General features: G+C 49.3%; 9 protein-coding genes. 7 read left to right on the top strand and 2 right to left on the bottom strand.

Annotated elements, in window-relative coordinates:
• Positions 1–406: 406 nt before the first annotated feature.
• Both ACXLDX_RS10310 and ACXLDX_RS10305 read left to right on the top strand, forming a co-directional pair.
• Positions 407–2,545 carry a Tex family protein gene (locus ACXLDX_RS10310; protein WP_457577099.1) on the top strand — a complete coding sequence of 713 codons (2,139 nt, stop codon included), beginning with the start codon at positions 407–409 and terminating at the stop codon, positions 2,543–2,545.
• 150 nt (positions 2,546–2,695) lie between these two features.
• On the top strand, positions 2,696–2,926 hold the full coding sequence (locus tag ACXLDX_RS10305) for a hypothetical protein (RefSeq protein WP_457577098.1): 231 nt from the start codon (positions 2,696–2,698) through the stop codon (positions 2,924–2,926).
• A gap of 110 nt (positions 2,927–3,036) precedes the next feature.
• Here the strand turns inward: ACXLDX_RS10305 and rarD are convergent, their stop codons facing one another.
• Positions 3,037–3,951: an EamA family transporter RarD gene (rarD, locus tag ACXLDX_RS10300; RefSeq protein ID WP_457577097.1), complete on the bottom strand. Its 915-nt coding sequence runs from the start codon at positions 3,949–3,951 to the stop codon at positions 3,037–3,039.
• A 3-nt stretch (positions 3,952–3,954) separates the two neighbouring features.
• Positions 3,955–4,710: a cytochrome c biogenesis CcdA family protein gene (locus ACXLDX_RS10295; RefSeq protein ID WP_457577096.1), complete on the bottom strand. Its 756-nt coding sequence runs from the start codon at positions 4,708–4,710 to the stop codon at positions 3,955–3,957.
• A 240-nt stretch (positions 4,711–4,950) separates the two neighbouring features.
• Between ACXLDX_RS10295 and ACXLDX_RS10290 the strand changes: the two genes are divergently transcribed.
• From ACXLDX_RS10290 to ACXLDX_RS10270, 5 genes are all read left to right on the top strand, one after another.
• Positions 4,951–5,553, top strand: coding sequence for a TetR/AcrR family transcriptional regulator (locus ACXLDX_RS10290; RefSeq protein ID WP_457577095.1), 603 nt, complete (start codon positions 4,951–4,953; stop codon positions 5,551–5,553).
• Between the two features lie 24 nt (positions 5,554–5,577).
• Positions 5,578–6,729, top strand: a complete 1,152-nt coding sequence (locus ACXLDX_RS10285) for an efflux RND transporter periplasmic adaptor subunit (RefSeq protein WP_457577094.1) — start codon at positions 5,578–5,580, stop codon at positions 6,727–6,729.
• A complete protein-coding gene (locus tag ACXLDX_RS10280; protein WP_457577093.1) occupies positions 6,726–10,046 on the top strand; it encodes an efflux RND transporter permease subunit in 3,321 nt (1,106 codons plus the stop codon). Before ACXLDX_RS10285 ends, ACXLDX_RS10280 begins: the two co-directional genes overlap by 4 nt.
• Positions 10,046–11,503: a TolC family protein gene (locus ACXLDX_RS10275; RefSeq protein WP_457577092.1), complete on the top strand. Its 1,458-nt coding sequence runs from the start codon at positions 10,046–10,048 to the stop codon at positions 11,501–11,503. Before ACXLDX_RS10280 ends, ACXLDX_RS10275 begins: the two co-directional genes overlap by 1 nt.
• Positions 11,504–11,512: 9 nt before the next feature.
• Positions 11,513–12,220: alpha/beta fold hydrolase (locus tag ACXLDX_RS10270; RefSeq protein WP_457577091.1), on the top strand; the 708-nt coding region annotated here is incomplete at its 3' end.

Below are 12,220 nucleotides of genomic sequence, written 5' to 3'. Positions count from 1 at the left end.
GACTGATTATAAAATGATCTAGACTGACACTTTTTCATTTGAATTCCTTATCAATTGAGATTTCCAGTGATTTTTGACCGTAGGCTAGCCTGATAAAACAGGCACATCCACAATTTGGCTGAGTTTCATGGGGAATCAAGTTGACTTAAGACCTGAATCCTGCAATTGGCAAGTCAGGAGCCTGCGCTTGCCTACGTCCCATTCTAACCTTGGCCGAGGGTGTCTGCTGAGGAGTTTCGCCCATGAGACTCAAAACTGTTCACACCTTGTGTAAGCATATCTTTTCGGCTTTTAAATATCAAATGAATATCAGGGTAAAACCTTGCATTCCCCTTCTCCAGGGACTACTATTCACCCAAAGACCAGACTTGCCTTATTACTATTTCTTTTGTATTTTCTAAGAGTTATGCCAACTACATTCCCGGAAAATCTTTCAATCGCCACTGCCCTGAACCTCCCCCGCGCCCAGGTGAACAAAACCCTTTCACTCCTTCAGGAGGGAGCAACCGTCCCCTTTATTGCCAGGTACCGCAAAGAGGCTACCGGCTCTCTGGATGAAGTTGCCATTGGCCAGATCAGAGACGAATTCCTCAAACTCGAAAAGATCAATAAACGGCGGGAGGCTATTCTCGAATCCCTGAAAAAAAACAATCTTCTGACGGAAGAACTGAAAACAGCATTGGCCGGGGCCACGGAACTAACCGTCCTTGAGGATATTTATCTCCCGTTCAGACCCAGGAGAAAAACCCGGGCCCTGCAGGCAAAGGAGAGAGGACTGCTGCCCCTGGCGGACATCCTGCTCTCCGGCCGGGGAAATAGTGGGGATATCAATAACTTTATAAACCCTGAAAACAATCTTGATACAGCAGAAGACTGCCTGGCGGGAGCCCGCGATATTATAGCAGAACAGATCAGCGAAAACCGTGTGAGCCGTGAAGCTTTACGCAAACTGTTTTTCAATCATTCACTGATTACAGCCAAAGCAAAAAAGAATGCGGCAGAACAGGAAGAAGCCGAAAAATTCCGGGATTATTTTGACTGGCAGGAACCAATCACCAAGGTCCCCGGCCACCGACTTCTGGCCATGTTCAGGGGGGAAAAAAGGAAAATTCTCTCTCTTACCCTTCGCCCGCCGGAAGAAAAAGCGCTCTCCCTGATCTTTTCCCGCCATGTCGACAAATCATCACCATGGTGTGAGCAGCTTGACCAGGCAGCAAGAGACAGCTATAAACGCCTCCTCTGTCCTTCCCTGGAAAAAGAAGTGAAAAACAATCTCAGGGAACGTGCCGACAGAGAAGCCATTGAGGTTTTCGGCATCAATCTTCGCCAGCTTCTACTCGCTCCACCCCTCGGCCAGAAATCCGTTCTTGCTCTCGACCCGGGTTATCGAACCGGTGCCAAGCTGGTCTGTCTTGATCGCCAGGGGCAATTACTGGATTATACCACTATTTTCCCCACACATGGCGAAAAACAACGGGAGGAGGCCGGGAAAACAGTTAAACAATATATCAAAAAACATACTATTGAGGCCATTGGAGTGGGCAACGGTACCGCCGGCCGGGAAACCGAAGAATTCATCCGTTCCCTGGACCTTGATTCCTCCATTCTGGTGACCCTTGTCAACGAGGATGGTGCATCAATCTATTCCGCATCGGAAAACGCACGTCTTGAATTCCCGGATCATGACATTACGGTACGGGGGGCAGTTTCTATCGGCAGACGGCTCCAGGACCCATTGGCGGAACTGGTAAAAATTGACCCGAAATCCATAGGTGTCGGTCAATACCAGCATGATGTTGACCAGAATCTCTTAAAGGAACGGCTGCAACAGGTGGTGGAAAGCTGTGTCAACAGTGTGGGGGTCGAACTCAACAGTGCCAGCGTCGAACTGCTCACCTTTGTCTCGGGACTTAACAGGACACTGGCCGAAAACATTGTTGCGTTCAGAAAGAAAAACGGCCCTTTTAAAAAACGAAGCGAACTGCTGAAAGTCCCACGTCTCGGCCCGAAAGCCTTTGAACAGTGCGCCGGGTTTCTGCGGATAGCAGACGGTATCGAACCTCTGGATAACAGTTCCGTCCATCCTGAACGATACAGACTCGTACGGAAAATGGCCAAAGACACCGGCAGTTCGGTTGCCGGACTTATGACCTCAGAGTCAGCCAGGAAAAAAATAGTGCCGGAAAAGTATCTGGATGATTCCGTCGGTATGGAAACCCTCCTGGATATCATCGACGAACTGGCTGCCCCCGGTCGCGACCCAAGGGAAAATTTTCGTGGTTTTTCCTTTGACCGGTCAATTCTTACAATTGATGATGTCCGGGAAGGGATGGTCGTCCCCGCAATAATCACCAATATCACCAGATTTGGTGCCTTTGCCGATATCGGCATCAAGCAGGATGGTCTTATCCACATCAGCCAGATGGCCGATCGTTTCGTAAAAGATCCTGCCGAGGTCGTCTCAATCGGTCAGCAGGTGAAGGTTCGGGTACTGCAGGTGGACACCACGCGAAAACGAATAGGTCTTTCCCTGAAAAACAGCTGAAAACAAATACCTGCCCACAGGGGTAACAGCTCTGTAATTTTATTGTTTATGGGCTGTAATTGTTCACCCTTCTATTGCTTTTTTTCATAACGGCATTACAAGTTTTGCTTGTTAAGAGTCAACAAATAAAAACAAAAAGATGGAGTTATTATGCTGAGTACGGAAAAACTGTCAAAAGCCTTTCTGGCAATTATTGAAGAAGCGGAAAAAATTCAGAAAAAAGACCTGCCCAAAAAGGTCAGCAAAAGACTGAAGACCATTATTTCCATAGCCAAACATCAGAGCGATATCCGCAATATCAAAAAAGGAAAATGCTGCGCTGCCCCCGGACACCATAAAACAAAATGCAAAGGCAGTGGCAAGGGTGGCGTGAAAAAATAATGCCTGAGAAACCAGGCATATCCCCAGACCAACAAGTATCAGACCAAGTTCTATACGTAATCAGAAATTGTATCCTCTTATGGCCTCCCGTCCCCCGGGAGGCCGGGTAATTACGACATGAGACGCTGTTTCTCCAGTCGCTTCCTGTTCATCAGGTTCTCAGCGATATAAAGCAGCAGAGCCAGCCATATCAGAGTAAAACCGATGACCCTCTCCCGGGGAAAACTCTCATTGTAGACAAACAGACCGAGCAGAAGATTGATTGTCGGTGCCATATACTGAAGCAGCCCCAGGGTGGACAGGGGAATCTTATTCGCCGCGTATCCAAAAAACAGGAGTGGTACTGCAGTAACGATACCCGTTCCGAAAAGGAGAAAAGACCGGACCGCCCCACTGTTCAGAAAACTGCCGTTACCTTTTATTTCAAGATAAAAGAGAAAAATACACGCCGGCACAAAGAGAACCAGGCTCTCAAGACAGAGACCATCCAGAGGAGCCAGGGCAACCTTTTTGTGCAGCAGCCCGTAAAGGGCAAAAGTCACTGCCAGGACAATGGCAATCCACGGAAAATGACCATAATACAGTGTCAGATAAATCACTCCGCAGCAGACAAATCCCAACGCTACCCATTGCGCCGGTCGTAACCTTTCCCTGAAAAAAACCATGCCGAAAAGGACGTTGATTAGCGGGTTGATAAAATAACCAAGACTCGCTTCGATAATATGCCCACTGTTCACGGCCCAGATATAAATAAGCCAGTTTACCGCCAGCAGAGAAGCAATGAGTGTAAAAACCAGCACTGTTCTCTTGTCTTTCAACACCTGCCAGAGAGACTGCTGTCTCCCGAGAAAAAGAATCAATAAAAAAGTGACAACAAGGGACCAGGACATCCTGTGACAGAGAATTTCATAGGCCGGTACGTCCTGCAGCAATTTCCAGTAGACCGGCAGAATTCCCCAGAGCACATACGAAGCCGAAGCAGCGGCTATCCCGCCGTATTGGTCTGTCCTGTCCTGTGGCACCATTGTTCAGCCCTTGTAGAGCAAACCGCTTGACAACCAGTACCAGACAATATACCCACCGGCCACTATCAGGAACAGGGCGGATATTTTCTGCACATACGGCAGAATCCGACGCATGGTGGACACCACAACGCCTTCTTTCACAAGGGCTATGCCAAGGGTCAGGACAAGCAGCACACTGCCCATGCCGAGCACATAAACAACGAACTGGAAAATTCCCGTCGAAAAGTCCCCCGCAGTGACTGAACTGCCCACCACAAGAAGAAAGATCGGCAGGGTGCAGCTGAGAGAAGTGATCCCGAAAGCCACCCCGAAAAGAAAGAACCCGGAAAGGGTCATTTTCCTCGGGTCCCCTACCTTTTCAGCAATCCTCAACATGAACGGCAGAGAATAACTCCTTCCCGCAAGCATCAGTAAGCCGAGAAGGACAAGACCAGCCCCGATGACAAGAGCCAGCCAGGGCATAATTTTCATGATAAAGGAACCACCTGCTGAAATCACAACTCCAACCAGACCAAAGAGCAGGCCGAAACCGGCAGTCACCACAAAAGTGACCCAGCAAGCCCTGAAAATTCTGAAAATATATGACCTTTCTCTGAAATCTCCCTGTTCCGCACCCAGGTACAGTGTCAGGTAAACCGGCAGCATGGCAAAACCGCAGGGGTTAACTGCGGAAACCATACCGGCGCCAAAAGCATATCCAAAAGGTAACCAGGCGGCCAACTGCCCAAGTAATTGACTTGCCCCAGCCTGAATTTCCATCTCTCTCCCCTGTTCTTTCCTGTGCTTGAATCCCGAAATAGTGGCCCTTTCCATGTCAGCCTATGGTATATCTTTTTTTCCGAAATGCAATAACCAGTTTAAGCGAGTTCTTATATTGCTGCGCTGCTTCACCGAGTTGTGAACTTTTATTTTTTTCGACCACGGTCAACTTTTTCTTGACTGCAGTCGAAAAAGAAGTAAAATCTCGACTGCGGTCAATTTTTAGCCGGGGGAAAGGGCATGTCAATACGGGAAGAAAAAAAACAGAAAACGAAACAGGCCATTCTGGACGCTGCAATAACACTTTTCAGCTCCAAAGGTTTTGACAACACTTCCATTGAGGAACTGGCAAAGTTTGCCGGTATAGGTAAGGGAACGGTTTACAGCTATTTCCAGACCAAAGCAGATATCATCCATGCATTCTGTGACTACGAACTGGAACAGATCCACAGAAAAATGATGAAAAAAATTAATATGGATGCCCCCATACTGGAACAGATGCTGACCATTTATATGAGTGAGTTCAACCATGTTACCCGTAACAGGGAGTTTGGCAGAATTTTCATGCGTTATGCGGTATTTCCAGATGAAAACGACGTACAAACCAACCTGGAAATAGATGACAAATATTTTCAGCTCTTTTTCCCCATCCTGGAAAGAGCGAAAAAACGCGGCGAACTGCGTGATGAGATCGAACCGCTTCATATTACGGCTCATTTTTACGGACTCTATATTCTGATAGTCTCCGCCTGGTACACGGGCAGAATCCAGACCGAAGAAGTTGCCTCCTCGATGGAACTCCTTTTTTCACAGGCCCTGGAAGGGTTGCAGCCTAAAACCTGAAATATTCAACCAGAAGAAAAGATTATGGCAGAGCAAACGTCTTCTCCCCGAAGTACACGAGCAAAAACAGTCCTGTTTATCTGGAACAATCTCCCGAGATTTCTTCTCCTGGCAATGATAGTCCTCATCGGACTCCTCTTTGTGTCAATCAGCAGGAAGAATGAAATCATTGCCGCGGCCAAGACCTCAGAGGTAAGACCTGAAAAACCGGCCATCAATGTGGTGACTCTCACCCTCTCTCCGACAACAATACATGACCGAATCAACCTGCCCGGTTCAATAGAACCATGGACAAGGCTGCGGCTCATGGCAAAAATTGGCGGAACGATCACAGAAGTCCTGCTCAGGGAAGGAGACAGGGTAAAAAAGGGTGATGTACTGGCCCGTATTGAATCAACAGACTATAAAATCGCACTGGACCGGGCGGAAGCAGCCTACAGGCTGGCAAAATCAGAATATCAGCGAGACAAATCCATATACGAAAAAGGCGTTATTCCCACCTCGGCACTGGAAGCCAAAAAAACAACAATGCAGACCGCCAGGGCCGACTATGAAAACGCAAAACTTCTCTATTCCAGAACCACGGTTACTTCCCCCATGGACGGTATTATCCGTCGCATGGATGCCAAGATCGGCCTGCAGCTCTCCCCTGGAGATCCCATTGCCGAAATTCTCGAGATAGACCGGGTCAAGGGGGTTGTGGGTATCCCGGAATCAGATGTTACAGCCGTCCGCAGGCTGAGCAAAATCAATATCACGGTACAGGCTCTGGAAAACCGGAAGATCAGCGCAAAAGTTCATTTTCTTTCTCCTTCTCCGGAAACAATTGCCCGCCTCTACAACCTGGAACTGGAAATCGATAACAGGGACGGCGAGATCCTGCCCGGCATGTTTATCCGGGCCGATATCGTGAAAAAGACCGTGGAAGGAGCCATTGCAGTGCCCTTTTATTCCGTTATTTCCAGAAACAATGAACAGTTTGTCTATGTTGAAGAAAATGGGACAGCAAGAAAACACATAGTGCAGCTCGGCATTATGGAAAAATGGTTGGTCAGGATAACGGAAGGACTCAAACCAGGAGACAGGTTGATCGTGGAGGGCCATCGGGATGTGGAAGACGGTCAGAAGATCAAGGTCGTTCGAGCTGCCGCCAGCCTTGAGGAGCTGACCCTATGATTATCTCCGACAGTGCCGTCAGAAAAAGCACAACGGTTCTGGTGCTGGCTCTTCTCCTGATCATCTTCGGCGTATACTGCTACATGGTGCTGCCCAGGGAAAGTGCTCCGGATATCACCATCCCGAATGTTTTTATTTCAACAAGCTACCGGGGCGTGTCCCCATCAGACATTGAAACCACGATCACCATTGAAATAGAAAAAAAACTCAAGGGTCTTGAAGGCCTGAAAAAAATCCAGTCGGTCAGCTCGGAGGGACTCTCTTCCATCAATGTGGAATTTGTAACAGGTACCGACATTGACCAGGCTCTGCAGGATGTCAAGGACAAAGTGGATGAAGCCCTGGGTGACCTGCCGGGAGATCTGGAAGATGATCCCTCCGTCTTTGAAGTCAATTTATCTGAAATGCCCATTGTGGTATTCTCCCTGTCGGGCACCTGCGGCCTGCCCTGCCTGAAAAGGATTGCCGACGATCTGCAGGACGAAATCGAAGGAATTCCCGGCGTTCTGGAGGTTGATGTTACCGGGGGACTGGAACGGGAAATACGCATTGAAGTCTCCCCCGAAAAACTGGCCTACTACGGCCTGACCATCAACAGTTTCCAAAGTAAGGTCCGAAGTGAAAACACCAATACCTCCGGCGGGAATATCCAGCTCGGCAATGGCCGTTTTCAACTGCGGGTGCCGGGAGAATTCAAAACACCCGAAGAGATTTACGGCCTGGTCCTCACCACCTATAATGGAGAACCGGTCTATCTTAAGGATGTGGCACGTGTCGTTGACGGTTTCAAGGAGGAGACTTCCAGATCCCGGCTGAACGGCCGCTCTGCAGTCAATATAGCTGTGAAAAAACGTTCCGGTGAAAATATCATTGCCATCAGCAGATCTGTTGATGAAATCATCAAAAAGGATCAGATTACCTGGCCCGCCGGTACTGAAATAACCAAGGTACTCGACAAGGCACGGGATATCGAAATCATGGTGGCAGACCTGGAAAACAATATCCTTTCCGGACTGGTACTGGTACTGATTGTCATCTTTTTTGCCATGGGATTCCGCAATGCCATCCTGGTCTCCATGGCCATCCCCTTTTCCATGCTGCTCTCCTTCACTGTGCTCTACCTTATGGGCATAACCCTGAACATGGTGGTACTCTTCAGTCTCACCCTGGCCCTGGGCATGCTGGTTGACAATGCCATTGTCATCGTGGAAAACTGCTACAGGTTCATGGAACAGGGTGCGCCCCGCGTGGAAGCCGCCATGAAAGCCACCTCCGAGGTTGCCTGGCCTGTTATCGGCTCCACAGCCACGACCCTGGCGGCCTTTTCTCCCATGCTTTTCTGGCCGGGAATCATGGGCGAGTTCATGAAATACCTGCCGTTGACCCTGATTATCACTCTGGCATCAAGTCTCTTTGTAGCTCTGGTCATCAATCCGGCCATGGCATCCATTTTCATGAAGGTGAAATCTCCCGCCACTCCGGGAGAAGGGGACAAAGCAGATGACAACTTTGAAAAACCGGCTGAAATCAAAGGAGTTGTTCTCAAAGGTTACAGCAGAATGCTGGATCTGGCCCTGTCGAGACCCCTGGCCACGGTGGCCATCGGTTTCTGTGTCCTGATTCTCATGTTCCAGGGATGGCTGCTGATCATCGGTCTTGAAAAACCGGTTGAATTCTTTCCGGAAATCGACCCGAAGGGATTTTATGTCAATGTCGATGTTCCAGAAGGTGCCGATCTTGATTATATCGACAAGATCATCAAACGTATTGAATTTGCCGTGGCCGGGATTTCCGCGAAAGAAAGGCTGACTCCGACCGGGAAGAAGCTCACCGTTCTCGATGCATTGGCTCCCAGGGAATACACCAGACCGGACGGTGAAAAATATTTTGGCCCCAGTGATCTGAAAAATATCAAAAATGTTTTTACCCGGAGTGTCGTCTCGGCGGGTGGAAGTTCAAAATTTTCCGCCAACACCCCCAACCATGTGGGAATCCGCCTTCTGGAGCTGGAAGAGCGGTGGAGATCCTCCCATAAAACCGTTGATGACGTAAGAGATCGAATAAAAAATATTCCCGGGGCAAAAATCACCATTGCCATGGAAAAGGAAGGCCCCCCCACCGGAGCACCAATCAATATAGAAATTGCCGGAGATAATTTTACAATACTGGGGAAGATTGCGCAAAAAATCAAAAATATCCTGGTTCGAATTCCCCACGTGGAAGATGTGCGTGACGATTTCGTGGAAGGTATCCCTTCCGTGCAGGTCCTGGTTGACAGGCAGAAAGCCGCTCTTTTCGGTTTGACTACGGACATGATCGGCTTTGCCCTGAAAAGTGCCTATAACGGGTTGGAAGTTTCCTCATTCAGGGAAGGTGATGACGATTATGATATCACTGTTCAGTTAGCCAAACCGGACAGAGAAGTTGTGGATATTCTCCACGAACTGATGCTCCCCACCCCGTCCGGCAAGATGGTTCCGCTCTCCACCGTTGCAAAAATCCATTTTTCCGGCTCCATCGGAGATATAAACCGCATCAATAATGAGCGGGTTGTAACCGTTGAGGCGAACGTGGATGAGACCAAAATTCCCGGGGCCGTTGCCCGGGCCCAGGCCGAGCAGATATTAAAAGATTTTCATCTTCCTTCCGGTTATAAAATCACCTTTACCGGAGAGCTGGAGTCTCAGCAGGAATCCCAGGATTTTCTCACCCGGGCCTTTCTGATCGCTTTGCTTCTCATATTCCTGATCCTGGTCTCCATGTTCAACTCGGTCAGCCAGCCCTTTATTATTATGACTTCGGTTATTCTTTCCCTGGGTGGTGCCTTTCTCGGACTGGCTCTATTCTCATCTCCATTCGGTATCATTATGACCGGAGTCGGAGTGATTTCCCTGGCCGGCGTTGTGGTCAATAACGCCATTGTACTTCTGGACTACACCAACCGTCTCAGGGAAAAGGGATATCCTCTGAAAGAGGCCATAGCGTCAGCAGGCGCAACCAGACTTCGACCTGTTCTCTTGACTGCCATAACGACAATCCTCGGCCTCATCCCGATGATTACAGGAATTTCTTTCGACTTCCACAAGGGCGCTGTTTCCTGGGCAAGCGAATCCAGTCAATGGTGGCAGTCCATGGCCGTTGTTGTCGTATTCGGTCTTATTGTTGCAACTTTTCTTACCTTGGTTGTGGTTCCGACCCTGTACTATCTCTTTGAGCGACTGCCTGAAAAAATTGGCAGGGCCAAGCTGGGAATTAAACGTATCTACTGGAAACCATACCCGTTTCTCGCTGGTGAAAAGCATCCGGAGGACAACTGATGCGTTACGGAAAAACTTTTCTGGTTTTTATGATTTTAAACTCTATTCATCCTCTTCATGCAGGAGAGCTCAATGGGACAATTGAGAATATAACACTGAAAAATGCCGTCGAACAGGCCCTGGAAAACAACCTGGACCTGAAACTGCAGAAAGAGGAGATGGAAGTAAGCCAGGGAGAACTCCAGACAGCAAAAGGGAAATTCGATATTCTGTTTTCAGCGGAAATCGGCGCCCAGAGCAAGGAACAGACACCTTTCATCCCCGGCACCGGCGATCATGAAGACACGGCCCGGTGGAACGCCGGAATGGAAAAACTGTTCACCACGGGAACGGCAGTAAACTTTTCCTGGAACAACAACAGTTATGACAGCAACGCCATTGGGCTGCCCTTCAACCCGTCCTACAACTCCGGCCTGCTGCTGGGAATCAGACAGCCTCTGCTCAAGGGTTTTGGGGAAGACATCCAGACAACCGAAATAAAAACAATCGAAAAACAGCTGGAATCCGTCACCCACCAGGTCGACAATGTGGCGGCCAACCTGGCGGCTTCAGTAAAAAGCGCCTACTGGAACCTGGTATTTGCCTGGCAGGACATAGAAGTCCGTAAATTTTCTCTGGAGCTTGCCAGAAAACTGCTCGTTGAAACCGAGGAAAAAATAAATGCCGGTAAACTTGCCCCTGTGGAACTCTACCAACCCCAGTCTGAAGTAGCCAAAAGGGAAGAACTGCTGATCTCGGCCGAACGGGCCATCGGCGTTGCCGAAGATGAGTTGAGACTCCTGCTCAACAGTGAAAACTGGTTTAATTCCTATCACCCTGTAGACAAACCCGCAACAGCACCAGTCCAGCTGAATCTTCCGGAAATTCTGAAAAATGCCCTGAACAACAGACCGGATATCAAGGCAGCCGATCTTTCAATCCGGGCTGCAGAAATCCTGAAAGAAAACAGCGCGGACCAGCTTCGCCCGGACCTGTCCCTGGTCGGGGCCCTGGGGCGGACAGGGACTGAAGACAAATATGGTGACGCGGTAAACAGCAGCCTTGAAAACGGAAACAATCTCTGGCAGATAGGCCTTCAGTTCTCCATGCCATTTGATAACAGTATTGCCAGGGGCAACCTGCAGAAAGTCAATGCCCGGTTAAAGATCGCCAGAACGAGAGCAAAACTGTTGCGACAGCAGGTCAGAAAGAGTGTCAGAACCACGGTTCGTGATGTAAAACTGGCAATGAAAGCCCTGGAAGCAACCCGAAAAACAAGTCTGGCCACCCGCAAACGCCTGGAGGCGGAACAGGTGAAATTTAAATCTGGCCGGGCCACAACCCTGGACGTTCTCATCGCCCAGGACGCGTACTCCCAGGCGCTCAGCCAGGAAAACCTGACAACAATCGCCTATGCCAAGACCCTGGCGGAACTGGACCGTATCCAGGGACTGATTACGCTGACTTCCACCCCTTAAGAGGAAAACTTGCCTGAATTCCAGCTTGCAGAAAACCGGATAATACACTATCAGCTCATTGATGGTTCCGAAAAAAAACCTTATCTTGTCTTTCTCCATGAAGGCCTGGGCTGCATTCCCTTCTGGAAAGATTTTCCGACGCTGCTCTGCGGGGCAACCGGGTGCCCGGGTCTCCTCTATGACCGGAGCGGTTATGGAAAATCCTCCCCCTTCACCCGCCCCCGCACCATTCATTATCTGCACAGATCCGCCCTCAACGAACTGCCGGTGGTTCTGACAACATTAATTCCAGATAAAAAATTCATCCTTATCGGTCATTCGGACGGGGGCAGTATCAGTCTTATCTACGGCGCTGAACGTTCTTCTCTTTTGCAGGGTATCATCACCGAAGCAGCCCATGTCTGCGTGGATAAAGAAACCCTTGCAGGAGTAAGGGAGGCGGTTCTGCTGTGGAATAGAAAAAGATTCAGCGCCCTTGCAAAATATCACGGGGAGAAGACCCGGGATATCTTCATGGCCTGGTCCGAAACATGGCTCAGCGACTGGTTCAGATCGTGGAATATCGAATATCTTCTGCCCTGTATCAAGGCTCCCCTTCTGGCAATCCAGGGCAGAGACGATCATTACGGGTCACTGGATCAGGTCAGGACCATAGCCACTCGCTCCGCCGGCCCGGGAAAAGTTGCAATAGTGGACAACTGCGGCCACACTCCTCAT

It is taken from the genome of Desulfomarina sp., assembly GCF_054039375.1.
This window is presented reverse-complemented; position numbering and strand designations above follow the sequence as displayed.